At 46.6% G+C, this 23,634-nt stretch carries 13 protein-coding genes; 9 read left to right on the top strand and 4 right to left on the bottom strand.

Annotated features, from left to right (window positions below; genetic code table 11):
* Positions 1 to 61 precede the first annotated feature (61 nt).
* Positions 62 to 4,201 (bottom strand): fibronectin type III domain-containing protein, encoded by a 4,140-nt coding sequence (locus ACMVP2_RS14360; protein WP_339790373.1) that lies wholly within the window; start codon positions 4,199 to 4,201, stop codon positions 62 to 64.
* A gap of 228 nt (positions 4,202 to 4,429) precedes the next feature.
* On the opposite strand from ACMVP2_RS14360, the gene ACMVP2_RS14365 reads away from it, so the two are divergent.
* Together ACMVP2_RS14365 and ACMVP2_RS14370 are read left to right on the top strand one after the other, a co-directional pair.
* Positions 4,430 to 6,649, top strand: a complete 2,220-nt coding sequence (locus tag ACMVP2_RS14365; RefSeq protein WP_416868133.1) for a tetratricopeptide repeat protein — start codon at positions 4,430 to 4,432, stop codon at positions 6,647 to 6,649.
* 659 nt (positions 6,650 to 7,308) lie between these two features.
* Positions 7,309 to 9,414, top strand: a complete 2,106-nt coding sequence (locus ACMVP2_RS14370) for a tetratricopeptide repeat protein (protein WP_416868134.1) — start codon at positions 7,309 to 7,311, stop codon at positions 9,412 to 9,414.
* 7 nt (positions 9,415 to 9,421) lie between these two features.
* Here ACMVP2_RS14370 and ACMVP2_RS14375 read toward each other — a convergent pair whose 3' ends face one another.
* Complete coding sequence (locus tag ACMVP2_RS14375) at positions 9,422 to 10,159, bottom strand: LytR/AlgR family response regulator transcription factor (protein WP_339790380.1); 738 nt, start codon at positions 10,157 to 10,159, stop codon at positions 9,422 to 9,424.
* 286 nt (positions 10,160 to 10,445) lie between these two features.
* On the opposite strand from ACMVP2_RS14375, the gene ACMVP2_RS14380 reads away from it, so the two are divergent.
* Together ACMVP2_RS14380 and ACMVP2_RS14385 are read left to right on the top strand one after the other, a co-directional pair.
* Complete coding sequence (locus ACMVP2_RS14380) at positions 10,446 to 11,144, top strand: arylesterase (RefSeq protein ID WP_416868135.1); 699 nt, start codon at positions 10,446 to 10,448, stop codon at positions 11,142 to 11,144.
* A gap of 3 nt (positions 11,145 to 11,147) precedes the next feature.
* Complete coding sequence (locus ACMVP2_RS14385; protein WP_416868136.1) at positions 11,148 to 12,530, top strand: alanine/glycine:cation symporter family protein; 1,383 nt, start codon at positions 11,148 to 11,150, stop codon at positions 12,528 to 12,530.
* 226 nt (positions 12,531 to 12,756) lie between these two features.
* On the opposite strand, the gene ACMVP2_RS14390 is transcribed toward ACMVP2_RS14385, so the two are convergent.
* Positions 12,757 to 14,379, bottom strand: coding sequence for an IS1634 family transposase (locus ACMVP2_RS14390; RefSeq protein ID WP_416866955.1), 1,623 nt, complete (start codon positions 14,377 to 14,379; stop codon positions 12,757 to 12,759).
* Positions 14,380 to 14,487: 108 nt separating this feature from the next.
* On the opposite strand from ACMVP2_RS14390, the gene ACMVP2_RS14395 reads away from it, so the two are divergent.
* A complete protein-coding gene (locus ACMVP2_RS14395) occupies positions 14,488 to 14,733 on the top strand; it encodes a hypothetical protein (RefSeq protein ID WP_416868137.1) in 246 nt (81 codons plus the stop codon).
* Positions 14,734 to 14,834: 101 nt separating this feature from the next.
* On the top strand, positions 14,835 to 16,217 hold the full coding sequence (locus ACMVP2_RS14400; protein WP_416868138.1) for a hypothetical protein: 1,383 nt from the start codon (positions 14,835 to 14,837) through the stop codon (positions 16,215 to 16,217).
* Between the two features lie 331 nt (positions 16,218 to 16,548).
* On the opposite strand, the gene ACMVP2_RS14405 is transcribed toward ACMVP2_RS14400, so the two are convergent.
* Entirely contained in the window at positions 16,549 to 18,600 is a 2,052-nt protein-coding gene (locus tag ACMVP2_RS14405; RefSeq protein WP_416868139.1) for a M48 family metalloprotease, read from the bottom strand.
* Between the two features lie 438 nt (positions 18,601 to 19,038).
* Here ACMVP2_RS14405 and ACMVP2_RS14410 point away from each other — a divergent pair, with 438 nt between their 5' ends.
* From ACMVP2_RS14410 to ACMVP2_RS14420, 3 genes are all read left to right on the top strand, one after another.
* Positions 19,039 to 21,009, top strand: a complete 1,971-nt coding sequence (locus ACMVP2_RS14410; RefSeq protein ID WP_416868140.1) for a hypothetical protein — start codon at positions 19,039 to 19,041, stop codon at positions 21,007 to 21,009.
* Positions 20,999 to 22,237 carry a YARHG domain-containing protein gene (locus ACMVP2_RS14415; RefSeq protein ID WP_339790416.1) on the top strand — a complete coding sequence of 413 codons (1,239 nt, stop codon included), beginning with the start codon at positions 20,999 to 21,001 and terminating at the stop codon, positions 22,235 to 22,237. Before ACMVP2_RS14410 ends, ACMVP2_RS14415 begins: the two co-directional genes overlap by 11 nt.
* 497 nt (positions 22,238 to 22,734) lie before the next feature.
* Entirely contained in the window at positions 22,735 to 23,628 is an 894-nt protein-coding gene (locus ACMVP2_RS14420) for a TIM barrel protein (RefSeq protein ID WP_416868141.1), read from the top strand.
* The last annotated feature ends 6 nt before the right edge of the window (positions 23,629 to 23,634 follow it).

The following is a 23,634-nucleotide window of genomic DNA, read 5'->3' on the forward strand; positions in this document are numbered from 1 at the left end:
CTATCTAATCCCGTGTTAGCCAACTACACCGAAGTGTAATCTTTGTTGTTATGGATTAAGTCTATTGTTTTATCATTTTTTTAGTGATCAGCGCATCACCCTGTTGTATTACTATGAAGAAAATGCCGGAAGGTAACCGGCTTATGTCCAGAGAAGCCTGCCATTTGCCGCTGGGTTTTTCAAAAACCTGTCTTTCGTGTACTGAACCAGCGATGGATCGCATGGTAACGACTACAGTTTCACCTAGGGCGTTGTCCATGGAGAGCGAAACAATTTGTTGAGCAGGGTTGGGGAACAGTAGGAGATTTGCCAGATGATCTGTGCCAACGCCTGTCACTTCCTCGGGGACTATTTCAACGGTATTGGATGCACCACTGGAAGGGCACCCGTTCGTTGCCAGCGCCAGTGCATGGTAGTTTCCGGATTGTTCGATAGCGAAGGCCTCTCCCGGGCCTGTTAGTCCAACACTCTCGCCGTTTAAATGCCACTGGTGACTGTCCACCAGGTTATTGCTCGAGAGGAGAAAATCCCCGCTGCTGTTTTCGGCGGCCAATATGGTGGGTGTATCAGCGATTATGCAAAATACCACGTCGATGGTCTTGCTCTCGTAGAAGGTAGTTTCAGCGCCGGTTAAGCTTATTACCTCTACGCCTGCCGCTGCGCTCGGGTCGATCGTTGCCGTTAGGCCCTCGAAGGATGTTTTGCCTGTGCCGGAGAGGGCGGTTATCTCAGCGTCTGCAGAAGAGCTGGCGCTGAGCGTAAAGGGTGTTTCGCTCTTTAGCTTGTCGGCAACCTGGTCAGCGATAATTTCTTGCTGGGCTTTTTGCACAAAAAGTTCAAATGTCTTGCTTGCTGCAGTCCAGTTGTCTGTTTCCTCCTGGCTGGCGGCTATGGTGAAAGAACCGGCCGCCAATGGAATAAAGGTTTGACCGTCTATTTGCCCGCTTCCAGCGACCACTGAAAATACAATGGCATTGCTGGTATTGGACGTAGCTTCCAAAGTGAAGCCGCCGGGAGAATAGATAAGAGTGCCGTTGAAGCCCGCTCCAGATGCACCGACAGCGCTGAGCAGCTGAGCTCCCTTGGCTACCGTTGTCGTTATTGTGACCTGATCGGCAGGCAGGTAGTTGTCACTGCCCGCCTGTTTAGCGTGAATGATTATTGACCCTGCTCCGGCGATGGTCAGCGTGTTTCCCTCCAGCGCTCCGGGTCCTGACGCCAGTGACAGAGAAACGGCCAGCCCGGAAGTGGCCGAGGCCGATACCTCCAAAGGATCGTCTCCAAATGTGGCGGAGAGGTTGGACGCCTGGATGCTTTGAGAAGCTTTTTGAACGATGATTGTCTTTTGTACAGGCTCCGCAGCCGCATATGTGCTGGATCCGGCCTGGGTGGCTTTAACAACTACTTCACCGGCACCTGTAAAGCTGACTATTCCGGCATCAATCGTGGCTGGCCCCGAAACGATTTGCGTAGTTACGTACAGCCCGGAGCTGCTTCTGACATACGTCAACATGGAAACTTTTTCGCCCAGAAAGGTTTGAGCAGGAACGTCGTCAAAGGTGATGGTTTGAGCCAGTTTAAGGGTAGCTACTTCCACGAGGATGCCGTACGTGGAGAGCCCCAATTGGTTTTTGGCCATTACCTGCACCTCGTAAGTTACTCCTGCAGATAGCCCGGAAATAGTATGGTTGGTAACAAGCCCAACGTCTTCAAATTCAAATGTAGATGTGCCCTTTACCCTTCGTATTACTCTGTAGCCTAAAATAGGAAAGCCGCCAGTTTCCTCGGGTGCTTCCCAACTGACATCAACTGCGCTGGATGAGGCTGGAGTTGCTTCCACACTCAGCGGTGAGCCCGGCACAGTCGCAGGCGGGGTAACTGATGTCTCAACGCTCGCTGGCGAATCGCCAATGGCATTTGTGGCGACAACCTTAAAATAGTATGACTCCCCCGCCTGAAGGCCAGTGGCGGTGTAGGTGAGGTTTTCGCCCGTGTATACCGTAACATATTCTCCATCCACTCCTTCTTTCATCTGGAGTGTGTAACCCGTAATGGGTGACCCGCCATTTGCTGGTGCTGTCCATTTAGCAGTCGTTGAACTTGAGGACGTGTTTTCGAAGGTGACCCCGGCTGCTTGGGATGGCGCCGTGGCGGCGAGGCATGTTATTTGGGCCTCCCAGCCAGCATACTCAGCGCTTCCATCCGATGTGAACCGAAAGGTAAGTGTACCATCGACTCCTGAGGCTGTATAGTCGGCTGGAATGGAGCCTCCGGTAAGCGTTGCCAGGAGCGGCGAGGCGGTGGTGGACCCGTCGTAGATGTACAGGTAGTCGTAGTTGTTTTCAAGCTGAAAAGAGGAGAATGAAATCGAGGTTCTTGTGTTGGGTAATTCAGGCTCTACCGTTAGCACAATGTCCAGGCTGCTGGTGTAGTTGCTGGCTCCACCGGGATCGAGGAATACGGCATCGCACGTGGAAATACTTCCGTTGCTCATGGTGACTATGTTTTCGAGCGCCACCTCGGCGGCATCTGAAAATTCTGAATCGCCTGCGTCGCTGGTCGCCTTCACCTTGTAGTTGTAAGTTTCCCCCTGTGTGAGGCCGGTGGCAGCGTAGGTCAGGTCAGTGCCGGTATACACATCGGAGTAGCTGGCGGCGGCGCCTTCTTTTTGGGCCAGCGTGTAGCTGGTAATTTCAACGCCATTGTCATCGGGGGCCACCCAGTTGACTACAACCGACGTGCCGGTGACTGAGGCAAAAGTAACCGGTGAAGGCTTGTCGGGCGGAACGACAGCGCAGGTAACAACTGCTGCCCATCCGGCGAATTCGAAGGAGCCATCCGAAGTAAACCTGAATGTGAGCTGTCCTCCCGACGAGCTGGCTGTAATATCGGCAGGGATGGCCGAACCCGACAGCGTAACGATGAGGGGCGACGAAGTGGACGGACCATCAAACACCTCCAGCTCATCGTAGTCGGTTTCAAGGTTGAAGGCGGAAAACGATACTTTTACCTTTTCATTTTCATTCTCCGGCTCAAAGGTGAGTGTATAATCTTCGGACGAAGCATGGCTGGCTCCAAAGCCACCAGAGTCGGTAAAATCCATGCCGCAGGCTGTAAGTGTTCCGGTTGTCATGGTGACGATGTGACCCGGGGCCGGGCTTTGCTGATTATTGATAAGGAAGGGAAACGAACTGTACTCGTTGATGGTCCAGATATTGGTAAAATCCCAACCGGAAAATGAGTCTTCGGTTCTCATACCGCCCATGTCCAGTCCGCTGCCAACCGCAGAGGTGGCCTGACCGCTTGAACTGGTACTCCAATAGACTGAGGTAACTTCATCACCTTCTGCTAAGCCAGCAAAGCCACCTGCATTGCTGTTGCCTGTGACTAGCCCCGATGAAAAACAGTTGGTGATTGAGCCTCCTCCCTCACTGCCCGAAGTAAACACGTAGCCCGCAAAACCGCCTACACTGCTGGTTCCACTGACGTTGCCGGTGACGTAGCAGTTCTCGATAGTAGCACCTGATACTATACCTGAAAATCCCCCGGTATTCCCTCCTGTGGCCACAACATTCACGTTTGCATAACATTCAGTCAAATTTGAGGTCACGCCTCCTGAAAGCCCGCCGGTAAAATCAATTCCGGTCACGGATCCGGTTGCAAAGCAGTTTGACACTGTGGCCCCGTTACCATACGCCAGAAGACTCCCTGTGTAGAAAAAGCCTGTAATTTCTGCAGCTTCTATTCCCAGGTTGCTTATTTCGGCTGGCGAGGCCACATAGCCCAGGAAGGCAACGAAATTTCCCTCTGGTCTATTTATGCGTATGCCAATAATGCTGAACCCATTTCCGTCAATTCCACCTGTAAATAAATCGTCAACTGTTCCGATCGGCTCCCACCCCAGCCCACCATTCCAGAATAACCCGGCTGGGTCGCTGGTGTCGAACGTGAGATCGATATCATTGAGGAGTATGTAGTGAGCGCTGAGGTTGTTTCGTATTTCGTTCAAATGCGTAGCGGTAGAAATTTGAAATGGCTCGCCTTCTGTTCCCGATCCCGAACCTGAGAATTGCGCATAGGAGAGGGAAGTTTGAAGTGGCAGGCACAAAGCCAGCGCAATAAGTAGTCTGACAAAAGCGCTAATACCAGCTAGCGATTTTTGTGTTAGGCCTGGATAAAAAAAAGGTAGGTATTGCTTCATCAGTATCGTTTATTAAGGTATGATCCTGGATTCTTGGGAGCCCGGCTTGATAGGCCTTTTCTAAGACCAGATTGTTTTTGTCAAAAAATAAAAAGTACTTCGACAGCAAGTTGACAACATGTCTCAAGTGAACTAATTGTCAATAAGTTAAGTGGTAAAAGGGTGCCAGATTGGAAATATTTGCGAACAGCAAGGTTTACTTTCTAAATCGCTCAAAGTCTTTTGTGAATGAAAAAACCGTGGGCAAACATTTTACTGATTTCGATGCTACTGCTCCTTCATGGGGTGGCTAGCTATAGTCAGCCATTTAAAAAAAAGATCGACAGTCTTCAGTATGTACTTTCCCTTGAAATTTCAGATACTGCCTACGTAAACACGCTCAATAGAATTTCGAATGTGCTCCATGGAAGAAACTTTAGAGAGGCTGTTCGCTATGCCAACCTGGCCATACAAAAAGCTAAAGAAATTGGTTATGAGTATGGCGTAAGCAAGGGATATCAAAATATTGCTTTAGCCTCATGGGCCAATGGCAGGTATGATCAGTCACTCGAGAATCACAAGAAATCTATTGAGATGTTTCGCTCAGTTGGAATGACGAATGAGCTGGCGGAGGCCTACAACAAAATTGGTCTTGTATACTTCTATCTGGCCGAATATGAGGAAGCAATTGGCTACCTGAGCAGGTCAATTGAGGATTACAGAGCGAGAAGCGATACCGCCAATTTGGCCAGGGTATTGAACAATATGGGTCTTGTGCATGATGCCAAAGGAGACTATGCTACATCCACCCGATACATTATAGAAAGTCTGCAGCTGAGCCAGAGCTTTAGACAGTTGCGTGATCAGCAGAACCGCACCTATGGCAAGGGAATGATACATGAGAATGAGTTCATTAACAGGCCGATTCTGGAACAAAGGCTGGAGAGAATTGAAAGGGTGGGCGAGAGCGGAAGCGCTGAGCAGCTTGCTAATCTTTGCGTTGAGGCGGCAGAAATTTACTTTGTTTTGAAGGAGTACAACTCAGCCCTGAGCTATTACAGAAGAGCCGACGAGATTTACGCTGAGCTGGATGAGCAGGTGTTGTTGGCTCATTGCTTGCGTGACCAGGCCGAATGTTATGTCGAGCTCGCCGACTTCGGGACTGCTCTGGAAGTTTTTCGTCAATCGGAGTCAATTTATATTAGTCAGGGGAATTACATAAGACTAGCTGCTGTTGTGGCGCAGCTTGGGGAAACAAATTATAAGCTGGGCAATATTGAGGAATCCATTCTTCATTATAAAAGACTAATTGCCCTCGACGACAGTGTTGGTCATAGGGCAGCTTTATCAAAGACTAAGGTAGCCCTGGCTGGGATACTATTGGAGCAAGGCAGGAAGCAGGAGGCGCTATCTTATGCCCAATCAGGCTATGAAATAGCAAGAGAAATTGGGTCACTTACCCGGGTGGAGACGAGTGCAAGGCAGCTTTATGAGTGCTACAAGGCTATCGGACTGATGGGCACCGCTTTGAGTTATCTGGAGGAAAGCACCTCGCTAAAGCAGAAATTTGGGGATGAGCTGACCCACCGGGAAATAGCCGAGCTACAAATACAGTACGAGAGTGGAGAAAAGCAGAAGGCAATTGATCAACTGAATGAAGTGTCCCAGCTGCAAAGCAACGTTGTGGCCTTGCAGAAGCAGTTGCTGATGCTTATGGGAGGAGGTTTTGCTGCTTTTGCGGTCATCTTCGTTGTGATGAGAAATCGACTGATCAAAATCAGAGAGCTTAAATCGGGGATTGAGGAGAAGAATGCGCATATAGAAGCACAAAACTTTAAGCTCGAAAAAAGAGGCCGAGAGCGTGAGCTTTTAATTGGGGAAATTCACCACCGGGTAAAAAACAACTTGCAGGTTGTTTCCAGCATGCTGAGGCTACAGCAGCGGAAAGTAAAAAATGTTGTGGCCAAAGAGGCTCTTTTTGCGGGCCAAAACAGGGTGCAGGCGATGTCACTGCTTCACCAGCGACTTTACCAGCACGGGTCGTATGGTAAAATCTCTATCGCCGACTATGTATCGGACGTATGCGAGCATCTGGCAAAAGTCTACAATTTGGACAAGCAAAAGATGGAGAGCAGCTTTGAAGCTGATAGTGTCAGCATCGAAATAGACACTGCGGTTACGATAGGGTTGATGGCCAACGAGGTGTATTCGAATATTTTTAAACATGCCTATCCTTTTGTGGAAGTGCTGAGGCTTCACTCGGAAATAAAAAAGGAAAATGGATTGACCATCCGGATCACAGACAATGGCCCTGGTTTGCCTGAAAAGATAGATTTCAATGAAACTGGTTTTGGCCTAAGGCTTGTTGAAATGCTTGCCACTGAACTGGGCGGTGAGGCAACATTTGCAGGCGGGGAGACAAAAGGATTGACTGTTACAATCAGAGTAGCCGAAGCTTATATCGACTAATGGCGGTCGCCTTTTTCTGAGGGCACGGAAACAGCCACTGGCTAGTCTCAAAGGGCCGCAGAGCCTTCTGACGCCTCTTCAAAGACAAAGATATTCCTAATAAACCCCTAACATATTTGCTATCCTCTACTTGCCTAACCCGGTTCCTGTCCCCGACCCCGAGAATTGGGCGATGGCGAAAGAATTTGATACGAGTAAAACAAGCAACGTTAAGAGCCGCACTTTGCCATCATGGCTAAAAGCCAGACGACGTCTTTGAGCAGCAAATGACGACATAGAAAAAAATGACCTTTTCATACTGGTATATTGGTGTTTTTGAGTGGTAGAAAAAGACGGTGGCCACAGGCGATCAGGTTTGCTTGAATTGCTTTTCTCAAAAAATTGAAGTACTTAGACGAGCTCTTATTGCTTTATTTACAGCTAGTTAAGCCCTGTAAATTATGCTGAAATTGAAATAGCCATTTGGGAATGTTTGCAGGCGATAAGATTTTTCTCTTGAGTTATCTCAGTTTTTTTGTGAATGAAATATTACCATAAACTCTTTCGAGGTTATGACATGTAGGCGGGTCTCTTTTACGGTGTTCTTTTTTTCTTTTTTCTTTCTTCAAGATCTAAGATGCCAGCCTTTTTTGTCCCAAATCGATAGTCTCAATAGAATATTGAAAAAAGATTTGGACGATACTTTGCGAGTGAGGGTATACAATTCCATTTCGGCCTACAGGCACCTGAGTAATTTTGAAATGGCTATGAGCTATGCGGAGCAAGCCCTGCAGCTGAGCCTCAAATTGGCTTATGAAAAGGGGGAGGCAAAAGCCTATCAGAATAAGGCGATTGCCTACTGGGCTCATGGCAGATATGATAGTGCTCTTTTTTACCACGCAAAAGCCATGAGCCTCTTTGAAAGAAATAATATGGAAGCGGAGTATGGAGAGGCGTACAATAAAATTGGACTTGTCTACTACTACACAGCAGATTACCCCAGGGCAATCGAATACCTGAATAAATCGGAGCAGGCGTTTCGAAAATCAAAGGACACGATTAATCTGTCACGTATTTTGAACAACATGGGCCTGATTTTCGATTCAAGGGGAGATTACCTGCAATCGGAGAAGTATTTTGTTGAGGCAATGAAGCTGGATCTCAGTTTTCGCAATATTTATGAGCAATCGAACAAGCGGTATGACCAGGAGCATGGAGGCGAGGCAGGCTTTGTGAAGCGAAGACTTTTGCAGAAGAGGCTTAATGAGCTAAAAACAGTTGATCAGGGACAACCTACGCTGACCCTTGTGTCAAAGCTTTTTGAAATTGCTAACCTGTACGACCTTCTGAAAGAAAATGAGAAGGCCAGGGAGTACTTTCTCAAGTCGGAAATTATCTACAAAGAATTGGGAGAGTTTCTGCTCCTGGCCGATTGCTACAGAAAACTGGCAAAGGTTGCTGCTGACTTTGGCAATTCGGATGAAGCAAGAGGCTATTTTTTGAAGTCGCATGAAATCTACCTCGAAAATGGATACTTGATTCAACTGGATTATACTTTCTCTGACCTTGCCAAAATAGCCAGGAGTAGCGGAGAATTCGACAAAGCCATTGAGTATTTAAATGCTTCGGTCAAGCTCAACGACAGCCTGGGGCATCGCCTGTCACTGATAAGATTGAATATCGAGCTAAGTAGCATCTATTTAGATGCTAATAACGAAGCGATGGCGATCGAAAAGGCGAACGATGCATATGAGCTGGCCTCACAGTTGGAGATAAAAAAACTCAAGCGTGATGCAGCCCAACTTTTGTTTGAAGCGCATTCGAGGAGTGGCCAATTTGAAAAGGCACTTTTTTTTCTGGAGGAATCGACCAGACTCAACCAGATAATCAACGATGCTCTTGCTCACCGAGAAATAGCCAAGCTTCAAATAGAGTATGAGACTGAGGAAAAACAAAAGGAGATTGATCAACTGAATAGAATATCGTCGCTCGATGCAAGTGTGCTTGGCCTTCAGAGGCAAGTGATTACCCTGCTAAGTGGCGGCTTATTGACGATTTTGATTCTTCTTGTTTTTGTTAGTAACCGCCTGGGCAGGATAAGGTCTCTTAAGTCAAGTGTGGAGGAGCAAAAAAATCAGATTGGGGAGCAAAACAAAAGACTGGAGAAGAGGGCCAGAGAGAGGGAAATCCTTATTGGAGAAATCCATCACAGAGTAAAAAATAACCTCCAGATTATCTCCAGTCTTCTCAGGCTTCAGCAAAGAGACATTGAGGACGAAAATGCCAGAAAGGCAATTTTTGAAGGGCAGAACAGGGTGCAGTCGATGTCGTTGTTGCATCAGCGACTTTACCAGCAGGGCAATCATGAGTCGGTTGAGCTAAAGCAATACGCCGAGGATATTTTTAACCACCTTCTCAAGGTGCATCATTTGGCTAAAACGCAGGTGGATCAGGTAAATTCTTGTAACGAGATAGATTTGGATGTTGATACGGCTGTTACCTTTGGATTGATTGTCAATGAAGTCTTTTCAAATATTTTTAAGCATGCTTATCAGCCAGGGAAAAAGCTTGCTGTAAAGTGTGAAGGGAGCAGGGTAGGTAACGAAGTGCTGGTGAAAATATCAGACAACGGCCCCGGTTTTGGTAAAGGATTCGAAAAAACCCGTGGCCACTTTGGTCTCAATCTCATGAGCATGTTGGTGTCTGAATTGGATGGCTCCGTAGACTTTTCGAATAGTGTCAAAGGCGGCGCCGAAGTGGCGGTTAGGTTTAAGTTGATTCAGTAGTTTTTCGCTACGAAATCTTCAAAAACTTCTCTGTCAAAATTTCTTTATTAGAATTGCTCACCGGTATGGCGACTTCTCCGACGTACAGATTATTCCTATCAAACTTGTCAACCATTTGAAGGTTAACGATGAACGACCTGTGCACCTTCAGGAATACGGACGGAAGGTTTGACAAAACACCTTTCATATTCATTGACAAAGTCATGGTGCCCTGGGTAGTGTGGATTTTGGTGTAGCTTCCATCTGCTTCAACATACAATATGTTGGTAAATGGAACTTTGTGGTACGACTCCCCTTGCTTGATAAAAAACGAATCGTTTATGACGGGTAGAGCATGCTCGCCGTTTGACACACCTTTGTCATTTCTGTCTTTCTGGAAGTTCTCTATGGCGATGTCAATGGCTATCTTCAGGTCGATGGGATCGAAAGGTTTAACCAGGTAGGCCGCTGGGTGAGTGGCTTTGGCCCGGTCGACAGTTACTGAATCGCTATAAGCCGTTAAATAAATAACAGGCAGAGCGTTTTTGGAAGTAATCTGCTTCGCTGTTTCCACCCCATCGATTGGCCCATTGATGTTGATGTCCATCAATAAAATATCCGGCGACAGTTCGTCGGCCATCAATATGGCATCGTGGCCGTTGCTGCAAATGCCGAGTGTTACATATCCATAGTCCTGAAGGCACAATTTCAGATCCTCTGCCACCACAGACTTGTCCTCAACAATGAGAACTTTCACCGTTTCCATAGGTAGTTTGGCTAACAATTAAATTCAAAAAACCGCATTAGCACTTGCGCTTTCGCTGCAAATGTAAATGTTAGGTTAAGTTAACCAAGATTTTCTTATTGCATAAAGTTCTCGGCGGAATTTCAGCGCAAACTGGTTTAAAAACAGGTACTTATATGCTGTTTCCAGGGAGCCCCGATGCTTAGTGCTTTGACGCTGAAGGTGTTTTGGCCCTTCGTCAACTTAAAGGCATTCGGGCACATTTCGCTCATGAATTAGTATACTTGTAGGATAAAAGAAGGTACTTATGAGAAGAAGTATTTTGGGAGTGCTGTTATTGTCAGGGATATTTGCTTGCGACAGCATTGACAGCAAGCAGCAAACGGCGACTACGGAGAAAGCAAGTGAAGCAGCTGCTGCCAGTGAACCGGCAGAGGATAAACGAAAGGTCATCCTTTTCTACGGCAACAGCATCACAGCAGGCTATGGGCTCGATATTTCAGAAGCGTTTCCGGCGGTGATTCAGGAGCGGCTGGATTCTCTGGGATATGAGTATCATGTAATTAATGCCGGACTGAGCGGCGAGACCAGCGCTGGCGGACTTTCCAGGATCGATTGGGTGCTGAAAACACCGGTCGATATTTTCTCTTTGGAGCTGGGTGGCAATGATGGACTGCGTGGGATAAGCCTCGACGAAACCGAGAAGAATCTCTCCCAAATCATAGAAAAAGTAAAGCAATCTAATCCGCAGGTAAAAATTATCGTGGCCGGTATGCAAATTCCCCCTAATATGGGGCAGGAGTACACCGACAGGTTCAAGGGAATCTTCCCGATGCTTGCCGAAAAGCACAGCACGGCACTTATTCCTTTCATTTTGGAGGGAGTGGGTGGGATTCCGGAGTTGAATCTTCCCGATGGCATCCATCCTACGCCGGAAGGACACAAGATGTTGGCAGACAATGTGTGGGCTGTACTCAAACCTATCATTGACGAAGACAATATTTGATCTGTGGACAAAATAGAGAGTTTCATTTCGGCTGCGGCCAACTTCGTGTGGGGAGTGCCTTTGCTGGTGCTTGTCATGGGCGGCGGCATTTTCTTCATGTTCTATTCGGGCTTTGCGCCTTTCAGCTATTTTAAACACGCCCTCGATGTCTTGAGAGGTAAGTACGACGACCCGGATGCTCCTGGTGATGTCAGCCATTTTCAGGCGCTTTCAGGTGCGTTGGCGGCTACTATTGGCATGGGCAATGTAAGTGGAGTTGCCATTGCCATTGTCATGGGTGGGCCGGGCGTTATCTTCTGGATGTGGGTGAGCGCTTTCTTCGGAATGGCCACCAAGTTTTTCACCTGCACATTGGCCGTGATGTACCGGGGCAAAGACTCCAACGGCGACGTGCAGGGTGGCCCGATGTATGTGATTACGGAAGGCCTTGGCAAGAAGTGGAAACCGCTGGCCGTGTTCTTCAGCGTATTCTGTTTTTTTGGTGCCACGCCTATTTTCCAAGCCAACCAGGTGATTCAGGTGACCAACGACGTACTTCTTATTCCTGCCGGATTTGCCTGGGCAGGCTCCTTCACCTCCAATTTGGTGATGGGTTTAGTTATAACGGCGCTTACTTGTCTGGTAATTTTTGGAGGTATCAAGAGAATTGGACTGGTCGCTAGCCGCATGGTGCCGTTTATGGTGGTGCTGTATATGGCTTGTGTGTTGTATATCATGGGTATTCATTTTCTTGATATTCCCCATATCTTCGGCATGATCCTGAGTGATGCATTTACGGCCAAAGCGGCTATGGGAGGTGCTATTGGGGCTTTGATCATAGAGGGAGCGAAGAGAGCTTCTTTCTCCAATGAGGCCGGTATTGGCACTGCGCCATTGATGCATGGCGCTTCCAAAACCAAGGAGCCGGTGCGGGAAGGACTTGTGGCCATGATGGGGCCAGCCATCGACACACTCATTGTATGTACGCTAACGGGTTTTGCCATCCTCGCCACCAACGTGTGGCAAACCACTGACACCAACGGCATTACCCTGACGGGCAAAGCATTTGAAGCGGCCATGCCGACAGTAGGGCCATTCCTTTTGTTCCTATGTGTGCTGATATTCGGGTTTACCACCCTGTTCTCTTACAGCTACTATGGCACCAAATGCGTCAGCTTTCTGGCGGGAGCGAAATACGCCCATTACTTCAACTATTGGTATGTGTCCATCATTATTGTGGGATCCATCACCACACTCACCATGGTGGTCGACTTTATCAATGTGATGTTTGGACTGATGGCCATCCCAACTATGGTGGGAGCTATTTTGCTGGCGCCTAAAGTAAAGGCTGCTGCCAACGACTACTTTGGCAGGGTGAAAAGAGGGGAGCTGGTGAAGCAAAGTTGAATTCTTTATTCCAAAGCACTCACCATTTTTTCCAATCCTATACCTCTGCTGGCTTTTATCAAAATCGTGCAGTCAGCGAAGCCCGATGTCTTCACATGGGCCAGTAGTGCGTCTCTCGTTTCAAAATATAAAGCCGAAGGACATGCTTCTTCCTGAGTTTGACACGATTTTGAGTTAAGTATCTGATATATAAGTAATTAAAAAATTGCTTTCGATATACAAGATTTTATAAGTATTTGATTATCTGATCCTTATGAAAAAGGTCTGGGAGGTTCTTTTCAGCCACTGCTTGTAGTAATTGCTGTGAGATTTCAGAGGTCTTGGAGCGCAGGTAGAAGTATTGATCGGCTTGTTTGACAAGACTGACTTGCATTTTGGACAAGTGGGTTCGGATGGTTTGCTCTGTAAGTGGGGTGCCTTGTTTGGTTAGCCGAAGTTGTAAATGGTTTAGCATGCTATAGGCGATATAGCACAGACAAATGTGACCCTGGATACGCTTATTGGTCCAGTGGAACATCGGGCGGGTTTCCAGATAGCCTTTGAAGGTACGGAAGCTATGCTCTATCTGGTATAGATGGTGGTAGTGATCCAGCACCTGTTCATGGGAGAGTCCTTTGGCGTGGTAGGCGATGGCAAGGAAGCCGTCATACTTTTCGCTTCGTTTGATTTTTTCAGTATCAACCACATACTTTTCCCCTTCGGTATTTTTGAGGTAGTAGTGATGGGCCTTCTTTTTGAGTTGCGTTGGGTTTTTGAGTAACAATTCAGCCTTACGAAGCTTTTCTTCTCTTTCTTGTCGATCTTTTTCAGCTCGCTTTTCGCTGTAGGTAGCTATGATCTTTCGCTCATTGTATTCCAGGACAGTGTAGCGCACTTTGATCGGCTCACGCTCCGAACCTACTGAAGAACTCATCCATTGATGGTGATAGTTATCCAGATCGATCAACCGGGCCTGGATGGGTTTGGGGAGTACCTTGAGCCGCTCTCCCATGATGAACTCATAGCCTTTGTCAACAGTGACTTGCAGGTTGTCAGTATTGAGCATGCCTCGGTCGGCTACCAAGACGATGTTTTCGATCTGGTATTCTTTCTTGAGGCTTTCCACCATTTCTGTGTAGGTGTATCCTTCCCACAGGTCTCCGCTATAGAGTTTGTAACCGATGGGTTGCTTGTATCTGTCAATGAGCATGGCAAAAACCACTTGTGTGCTTCCTATTTTGCCATCTTTGCTAAAGCCTTTCTGACGCAATGCTCCTTCCTGTTCTATTTCTGATTCAAAATAGAAGGTGGTCACGTCATAGAACACCACATCTAATTTCTGGTTGAACAGGTCTCTACCAGTTTGGAAAATGGTTTGCTGGATCAGTTGGCTATGGTCAGCCAGGTAGTCCAGACTCCTGTAGAGGTGTTGCAAGGACACCTGAGCCAGTCCCAGGTATTCTTCCTGGTGGAAAAAGCTACCCCGCTTGCTACAAGGATCATTGAGGCGCTCAATGAGCAGTAGTAAAACCACTTCAGTAAGAGAGAAGGTCAGCTTTTTCTTTTTGGTGATCCGCTGAAATATGCGATCAAGGCCGTAATAGTGGAGTATTTTACGGTAAACCAACAGAAAGCCGTAGTTATATCTACCTTCTTCGCTGACTTGCTCACCGAGTAAATCCTTCAGATTTCCACCACCTAATTCATAGAGCCGCTGGCCCATTCGTTTCAGAGACTCGGGCGAAAAACTGTCTACCCGCCCCAGGCTGTAAAGCGTTTTGGTGCGTGGCTTGCCATCCTGGTCACGATAAGACTCAACGATGCGGATATAATCACCTGATGGCTTCTTGTCGATAATGATACTAGGCACTCAAAATCTGTTTGAGGCAAATCAAGCCACTATCTGAAAGAAAATCAAGCGAGTTTTCGATATACAAATTTCTGAAAAGTAGTCTAAAAAGTGCCCATACACAGCGCAATGGCACTTTTTCAATTTCAGCGTGTCAAACTCAGGAGCAGCAAAGGCTACGACACGCCTGATGAGGTGGGTAACTTCAGCATCAAGCGCAACAAGATCAGCTTTTTGCCCAGCGCAGAGATGAGGGAAAACATGGTTACAGTGAGGTATACCAAGTATACTGAGCTATCAAGCACCCTTTTGTCGAACGAACCTGACAATGTATTTACCTGGGTAAAGCTCAGGGTTGTTTACATTTTTGGCTGAATTTTTTTTCCTTCTGGTGACCTTTCCGTCATATTGTCATTTACAATTAAACAAACCGGCTCAAGAAAAAACATTTACATCTCTCCCTGATCCTCTTCTCATTGATAGCCACCGCATATTATCCCGTCGTTGGCCAGAACGTGATTGAATACAACTTCACAGATAGAAAGCCCGAATTTAAGCTGCCTGATAACATTACTAAGGGTGAGTTTTACCAACTCAAAATTGACAACATCAACACCAACTTTTACAAGATCACTGTCAATACCAAAGACTCCGTAACTTCCCGGGCACTATCGATGCCAACCTTTGGAGACCTGCCCCTTGATGCGCTTACATCGGCCATTGCTGGCCTTTCACCGCTGAGCACGGCGGTAAACCTTGCCCTCGAAAACGCCGAAGAATCGGTTGGCTTCATGGCCAAAGCCTACACGGCGATTGACTTCGCTAAGGTGTTAAAAGCGGTGGGCAATCCCAGACTGAATGATGTAAAGCAAGAACTCAACAGGGTGCAGTCCGCTTTAAAAGAGCATCTGAACACACTTGAATCGATTGCTATGCAAATTGGCAACCTGAAGCTTAAAGTATACACCGCTAGACTCCAGTACATGAGGCTTGGTGGAACGCCAGCATCATTTGCATACGAGGACGCTTTCACCACCATAGAACGCCTTCGCAGCCTGCTTCCTGCACTACAAGCCGAGGTGGCTGACTCAAAAGCTACCTACGAGGCTTTTGCAAAGGCAAACAATGACGTGATCATTGGAGATCTAGCCGAGACCGACAAGGCGATTCGAGCAGCCTTCGGGGAATTTGAAACCACCATCTCCAAGGCCCGCAATGCCGTGAACGCCGATGCGGTTAATGCGCTGCTTACCTCTATACTCTTTTTGGAGAACAACAGAGACAATAACTTCCTGTCGATGCCATTCCAGTTTACTGGTGACAAGGCAATTTTGGATATCACCATTGCCCCCAGAGGCGACTCATTGTTGGGCCAGACTTACAGTACACGACTGACCTTCCCGCTGGAGAAAAAAGCGTACGCAGGTGTCGGGCTATCATTTTACTATTCTACACTAAAAAACGAGGCCTTTTCATTTGTGGAAACGGCAGATACCGACTCTACCTCTCACTTCAATGCGGTGCAGGAGGAAAAGGCCGCTGGTGAAATTGGGCTAGCCTCACTTTTTCGGTTAGGAACCATGGCTGGAAAGGCTAAAAAGGTTGGGATTCATTTTTCCCTGGGCCCCGGACTATCCATTTCTGACAAGGTTAAACCAAGGGTGCTATATGGGGTGGGTATGACACTTGGCGACGTCCATACGTTAGCCATCGACCTGGGAGGGAATACAGGATATGTCGACAAAAAAAGTGTCGCACTCGATCTTAGCAGGAACTACAGTGCAAAACCAGAAACCTCTGTGGTTTCCGTATTACAAACGGGCATTTTCTTCTCTCTTGGCTACCTCTTCCGGTTTTGAGCCTGGCACTATTAGGTGACACCTCGTGGTTGGGAGCATCAAACTTGGTATCCCTCCATCTCGCAAGGGTCTCGGCCAGGCAGGTGTGTGAGTCTTTTAATTTTCGGCGTCCCGTCGCTTCCTGCAATTTCTGGACGAATAGCCTAACGGAGTAGGTGCAGCTTCTGATTCTATTGGACCAGACTGGGTATTTATATACCGTACCTACGGCACTCGCTCTGCTTTACTCTTGGGCACCGTTGGCGTTACCGCCATGCCGTCCCTAACGGGACTGGTGGTGCTGCCAAGAGTCCATTTTGCCCACAGGCAATTAAGTAATCGGACGGCTTGGCTACTTCTCCAGTAACGTAGCCTGATAGTCCACCAGTGCCTTTTTTCTAAGAAAGTAAGCCCTCGAAACCAGGTAGTAAAAATAATTGGCGGCCTGGAATAGCTTTTGCAAATTGCTATCCAGGTATTGCTCGTTCATGAAATAGATCAGGTCCTTCGCCACATAGGCCTCCAGGGTCTCCCTCATTTCGGTGGATATCTCATTGGTATACTGGGGATCGTTCAAAAACTCCCCGAGGTATGCTTTCATTTTGTCCTCAAGCTTTTTCACCGTCTTAAAATTCATGTCGATGACGTCAAACGGGGTGGTAGTGCTCACAAACTGTGTGGCGTTGATCAGCTCGCTATACAATTTGACCCTTTCGTCGCCTGCTTCGTCATAAGCGAAAATGTCGGAGTAGAGTCCGGCCAGCTTTCTGTCGCTGCCAGCTGCGCTTTCCCGCTGCCGGAAGAAAGCGTAAATCTCCATGTCGTTTTGCTTAATTGCCTCATCTACTTGCTCTTGTTCTAGTTTTAGCTCTTTCACCAAAGCAAATCCGTCAGCTTTCTTGTACTTTTTGCCGTCGTAATCAAAGGTTTTCATTGGATAAGCTCCTGTGGCTATTTGAGTGATCGTTTCAATATCGTTTTGCAACGCAATGGAAGTGTATACCATGTCGAGCTTTTCATCTGCAAACAACGCACTTACATCAACGCTCGCTTCCTTCTTAGCTTTATTCAGGTCAAACTTGATAGGGTTTTTTCGATCATAGTATCCATTGAAGCGTTTGTCGAAAGAGTTTTTGACCTGCTCAGCTTGAAAGCTATCCGTAAAAACATCGAAGGGCTGGTGTACCGTGGGGCCTGCATATTGCACCACACTGAACAGCTTTTCGGTCAGCCGCTTTTGAGTAGCCTCCGGGTCTTTCAGAATGGTGATGGCCGGCCGGGGAGGCCCTGTTTGCACCTCAATATTGGTTTTTTCAAGCCTTTCTACCCGCTCTTCTGTACTTGGATGCGACGCCCACTGGTCTTTGATAACCAGCCTAGACTTATTAAACTTCTTTTGCTCATCAAGTGTCACCTGCGGAAACCCGTTGACGATGGGTGCCTGTGTTTCGCTGGCCGTAAATTGCATCACATATGCCTGCTCCTTGTACAAATTTTCGCTGGTAATTTTGTCGTCTACTTTGTCACCGTAATAGTTAAGCACCGTGTTGTAAGAGTAATCAGCGAGTTCGAGTCGCAGCAGGGCATTTCGCAGCGGAGCATAGCCTGTAACATGGGCAGCTATTTCATCGGCATGAAACTCCATTTGCCGTGACAAACCCATATAGCTAATGTTCACCACGCCGTAGATCTTACTCAATACCCACTGAATGCCCATGATGATTTTCAGTGCTCCCTGCACGAAAGGAACAAAGTAACCGCTGACGCTGGCCCAGCTTTGGATGAGACCGTCGTAGGACTCGTTATCGTAAAGCATATTATAAATCACCTGATTGACATTGTATGCATAGCTGCCAACCTTCATTGTCCGTTGAGAAAAGTGGCCAAACTCATGGGCCAGCACCCCCCGAAGTTCATCAAGTGTCAATGTATTTATCAGTGCCAGGCCAATCTGGAGGTTCTTCTTCACTGGAAAAAACATACTCCAGAAGCTAGAATCGTAAAACACCGATGCATTCACCTCTCCGGAGAGATACACCCTTTTGGGAAAGCTGGTACCCACCTGATCAACAATTTGCTGGATCATGTTGAAGAGCTCTGGCTCGTCAGCTTTGGTGATTTCTGTCAAATGTGACCTGTCTGCCTTGTGCGACTTGGTAACGAATTTAACCATGAAAATCAGTACCAGAATCCCGAGACTGGCGAGGCCTGCACCAAGAAGAATTGTAATGAGCCTCGGGTAGGTGATAATGAGCATGATGCCGCCATACACACAAAGGGCAGTCAGCCCCAGGGCCAGGATGACCAACACCACATAGGTGAAAATGAACAAGATAATAGACAAGACTGCCCTGGTAGCCTGGCTTTTAAACTCACTCGACAGTGTGACGGTGTTTTGAATCATGGTGAAGGTTGGATTTAAATTTTGAGTCAAAAAATAGGGGTAGAGAAGATATTTTCAAAGCTAATTCCGCTGATGTGGCAAAGAATTATTGTTGGATAAGAGTAAGTTGGTGAAAAGCGTAAAAAAAGTATAATTATACAGAGCCGGTGATTTGGACGCCTGTAACTGAAATTGTGTGTTGTCCCGTGTGACAGCCCATCGCACCGAAGCAAAGACCATTATCTCAAACCTCACCAACCGCTGTTTCCAGCATTACTTTCTTCCTCAAAATCTAACACCTATTTGCAAATAAAAAATAAGTACGTATTTTAATATCTCATTATATTATTTCAGCCTAGAACCTATTTTTAGCCAGATGGAGACAGTTTTACCAGGGGTTTTATATAAATCATTTTTTAAAATAGCGGGATACCATCTATTAATTTCATCTCCCCTGGTATGATATCGAAGGTATATAGCCCTGCATTTTACCTGATTTTATGGGTGCTTCTGTTGGCAATTGTGCCTCAAAGCCATGCCCAGCAAGCTTCAGTCTCCCCACAAGAAGGCGACACCCTCGACAATGTCACCATATCGGAGGCCGAAGCCCGCAACATCATGAAGGGCCTGTTTGACCTGCCCCGGCTTACGCACTCCCTGGCCCTGGGCCGCATTGCCAAAGACGAGCGCCTCACCGCCTTCACCGACGGCTTTATGCAGCGCAACAATATTCAAGTGCTCACCATCGGCTATATCGACAGTGATGAGTTCTGGCCCAGGATCTTCCGGCAGCAGCGTCTCAACAAAATCAACAAGGCCGACAACGACAACCTGCTGGCCGCCAAAATCATCTTTGTGCCTGCCTCCACCGAAGGGCCACCCACTGGCTACACCACCCGGCTGGAGCTAACGGGCAAAACATCGACGGTCTACGAGCTGCTCAGCATCAGCCAAGCCGAGGTCGACTCCATTGCTGCCTCCACCAGCCAGCAGCAGCTGGGCAACGCCACCTTCGCCACCCCCAACGAGGCCAAAGAAACCGTGGTGAGTGCGCTGATAGCGGCGCTGCAGCGGGTGGAGGAAAGCTCTCAAGAGGAAAAGGACGCCATAGCTGCTGACGCTTCATTGGAGGGGATACGGAAAATTATCATAAGGGAGACATTAGAGGCTGCAAAAGCGAATGTTGAGGAGTTACAGACAATTGGATCGTTAGACCCACTTAACCTTAACACATTTAAGTACGAATGCTTTGCGGGGAAAGAGGAGAGTTATGAGATTTTGTTGGATAATACCGTAAGACTTCTAAATGACGTTGATGGCTTGATGTCAAAAATTGACGCCGATGAAAGCTCTCCCACCGTGCTAAGGACGGCGAGTCTAAGTCGTTTGGGTATGCCAGCCCCTCATTTCGATCAGCTTACAGATGGAATACAAAAACTACTTGTCGAGATGTTTTGCGAGTATATGACAGAAGGGATACAAACGCCTGTGGCTGAAGAGTCTTACATAGCCTATGTTGAGGATAATTATTTTCTAGTAGCCCCACAAAAAAAGGAATTCAACAATGCTGATACAATCATAGTTCATGAATATTTGACGGGGTTTACTATCTTCCTAAAAGATCCTGATGGTAAAGTGGTTGAGTTGGATACCTTGAACTTTCAGGGGCTCAAAGGTAAACGATTGTCTTCAGGATTTGCATTGGATATTGAAGACATCCAAAAACAAGTTACTAAGGAGTTCAGTATAGTGATTGATGGATTAGAACCTATACAACTTTTTTTATATAAAAAAGTTGTATACCAGGATATAACTGGTGATGAACTCACTGAATACGAGGAAGATGCAAATAATGGAGTGGGCGATGGCGAAAGTTGGAACCCAGCTGGATATGCGTGCAACAATGCTGTAAGGGCATTTGTTTATTACCACAATATGGATGCCGTTCTGTTTCCTGAAACCATGCCAGGTCAACCGGATGATTTTAGATACGGATCAGGGCTAAGTGGCCCCGATGACCCGACCGTTTTGAAAGGAGAAATTTCATGGGACGGTACTGCAGATAATATTTGGGTAGATTTTCAACAACCTGGCGATGATTTGTTTGATACATTTACCGAAGTATCTAAACATAGCTCGGAAACATGGAACAACTTCTTTAACAGGCTTCAATACGAAGCAAATAAGGGCTCGGTTGTTGTAGGTGTTGTACATAGTTCGAATCGCACTGCATCTAGAGGCCATATTGTAGCAGTAGTACCAAAAAGTTTGTGTTCAAACGACCAAAGAACGCTTACGGATTGGAAGGGAGAAAAGAAAGTATTACTGCCTTGTGCCATCGAAGCAGGAGGTAATATGAAAGAAATAGCTTGGTTTAAGCAAGCTCAAAGTGAGGTTGATAAGTATAAATGGTACAAGTATGAAAATTAGGTTTCTTATCTTTTTATTTGAACTATGTATATTCTCTGTAGCAGCTCAAGAGATTGTACTAACAAGTGACTTTCGATTTCTTGGTTACAAAGATAATACGCCATTATTCCACCTATTTGGTAGCAAGCAAGGTGTAGATGCAAAATCATTTTATACTATCGCAGAGCAAGGCGATGTTTATGGATTTAGGAAAGTTTTTACAGATACAGTAGACGCTAGTGATATCCTTTTTATTCAAGATAGCTTAAAGGTTACTGGCGTTTGGGTATCAAGTAAAAACGAGTATAAAATTTCAATTCACCTAGGTGGCGCTAGAGTGAGTGAATTGACCACTCAATACTCTCCAAGGTTTACGTACAGTAACAGCACTAATAAATTATTTGTATTCATTGTAGACGAACCTGGAAGAGAGAATATACTTTCTATCAATTGTAATATACCCCCTTACAACACGGAAGTTCTACCTATTTATGGTTACAGAGGATACACTTTTCAAGACTGGTTATATTTTGCATTTTATCATAAGAATAGTGATTACTCGCCTTACCCAGATGATATCTTTAGAGTGAAAATAGGTGCATGGAATAACCCAGAGTTAATATTAACGAGTGACGAATATGACAACTGGTTCTTATACCCAGAAAGCGAGATTATAGCAACTGACATTGACCTAGGTGATAGGACAAAGAATAGAGAGAATCAGATACTTTATAGCAGCCTCGCAAAAGGTTTTGCTATTGTCCCCAGTATACTTGTAAATAGATCTTCGTCTCCAGCCTACCTGAAGTATGACGATAGGTTTTACGGGTTTTACAGCTTAAAGGATGAAGCCAAAGGAATTGAAACCATCGGTATGGAACTGTTACCAAGGTTACCAGGTTCTTATCCTAACAAATTACGTGAAGTATTGCCTCGTGAAGTTTGGTACAACGTAGCTATGACTTCAAAGACATTTGATGGAACTTTCATTACATCACATTTGCTCAGGGAAGCACCAGTTAGTGAGTTAGAACTATTGAGCAATGCTCAACTGAGGCTTTTACGAAACGCACTTTATGCTCAATGGGGTTATCTGTTTTCCAGTAGCGACTTAACTAACTTTTTTAATCAGTTTGAGTGGTATAGGATGATAACCAAAGAGAAAAGCAGCAATGAAAACTTTGTAATCTCTCCAGAAGATGAGAACAGGGCAGAGCTAATAAGATCTGTCGAGACTCGAAAAAAATAATATTAGGAGCCTGTTCCAAGTCTGCCGGTAATAACTTTTGATTTACTTGAGAACTTGCAGTCTTTTTCATCTAATCGAACTGTGTTTTATAAAGAAGTGTGTCACGGCCATTTCACTCCGTTTGACCTCTATGATGCGATTGCGTTTTTAGGCTAACTCTTGGCCGAACATCGAAGACTTCTAAACTCCCCTCCTTTACAAGTTTAACAATTGTGCATCCATGCCTGGCAGGTTTATGTTTTTTTTTAGAAGCTTGTAATTTCTTTACCCGATTTACCTCCACCTACCTCCACGAAAACGACAACACCATCGCCTCTTCACTAGCCCTGAAAGAACCCCCAAGGAGTTACATATCCAATAGGTGCCAGCCCTTCACACCAAAGCAGCAATGTCACTCCCAGTCACCCCATCACCACACCAGTTTGTTACAAATGACACCACAAGATTCCGTCTATTAATGGTAAATTGAGAAACTTAAACACCCTCAATAATTAAAGATGAATCGAAGAACATTTGTTAAGTCTGCCGGTGCGCTGTCGGCAGTTGCGCTGGTGCCACTCACCGGCTTTTCGGCGGCCAGGAAGCCAAAATACAAATTGGGCTTGCAGCTCTTCACCATCAGAGATGCCATGGCCAAAGATCCGGTCAGCACCCTGAAGCAGGTGAAGGCGCTGGGCTATCAGGACACGGAAATCTTTGGCTATGATGGTGTCAAAGGCACGTACTACGGCATGAAGGCCGCCGACTTCAAAAAGCTTTTGAACGACCTGCAACTCACCGCCACCAGCGGGCACTACGATTTTTCTTCTTATTTCAACCAGCCCATGGACACGCTTCTCGGCTACCTCGACCAGTGCATAGAGGGCGCCAAAGTAATCGACGCCAAATACATTACCTGGCCCTGGCTGGCACCTGACTACCGCACACCCGACAATTTCAAAGCGCTTGCCGACAAGCTCAACCAAATGGGCGAGCGGGTGCAGGCAGCCGGCCTCGGCTTTGCCTACCACAACCATGACTTCGAATTTACGTCGCACAATGGCACGACCGGTTACGATATTATCCTTGGTGAGACAGATCCTAAGTTCGTCAAATTGCAGATGGACATGTACTGGGTGGTGCGCTCTTCTAACTCAACACCCGCTGAGCTTATTGCTGCCAACCCGGGCCGCTACGTGATGTGGCATATCAAAGACATGGACAAAGTGACCCAGGACTACTCCGAGCTGGGCAACGGCTCCATCGACTACATCAAAATGTTGTCGACCATCGACACCGATGCACTGGAGTATTACTACCTGGAGCAGGGCGGCAACTTCGCCACCAATTCCATGCAGAGCATCGCCGACAGTGCGGCGTATTTCAAGAAGCATTTGCAGAAGTACTTGTAGTGGGCA

This window comes from Imperialibacter sp. (assembly GCF_048007035.1).
In the GTDB taxonomy this organism is placed as follows: domain Bacteria; phylum Bacteroidota; class Bacteroidia; order Cytophagales; family Cyclobacteriaceae; genus Imperialibacter.

Coding starts and splice junctions, on each gene's coding strand:
- ACMVP2_RS14395 (WP_416868137.1), top strand. CDS start 14,488: ATGGCACTTTTTCAATTTCAGCGTGTCAAACTCAGGAGCAGCAAAGGC.
- ACMVP2_RS14360 (WP_339790373.1), bottom strand. CDS start 4,201: ATGAAGCAATACCTACCTTTTTTTTATCCAGGCCTAACACAAAAATCG.
- ACMVP2_RS14415 (WP_339790416.1), top strand. CDS start 20,999: ATGAAAATTAGGTTTCTTATCTTTTTATTTGAACTATGTATATTCTCT.
- ACMVP2_RS14380 (WP_416868135.1), top strand. CDS start 10,446: ATGAGAAGAAGTATTTTGGGAGTGCTGTTATTGTCAGGGATATTTGCT.
- ACMVP2_RS14375 (WP_339790380.1), bottom strand. CDS start 10,159: ATGGAAACGGTGAAAGTTCTCATTGTTGAGGACAAGTCTGTGGTGGCA.
- ACMVP2_RS14410 (WP_416868140.1), top strand. CDS start 19,039: ATGATATCGAAGGTATATAGCCCTGCATTTTACCTGATTTTATGGGTG.
- ACMVP2_RS14365 (WP_416868133.1), top strand. CDS start 4,430: ATGAAAAAACCGTGGGCAAACATTTTACTGATTTCGATGCTACTGCTC.
- ACMVP2_RS14405 (WP_416868139.1), bottom strand. CDS start 18,600: ATGATTCAAAACACCGTCACACTGTCGAGTGAGTTTAAAAGCCAGGCT.
- ACMVP2_RS14420 (WP_416868141.1), top strand. CDS start 22,735: ATGAATCGAAGAACATTTGTTAAGTCTGCCGGTGCGCTGTCGGCAGTT.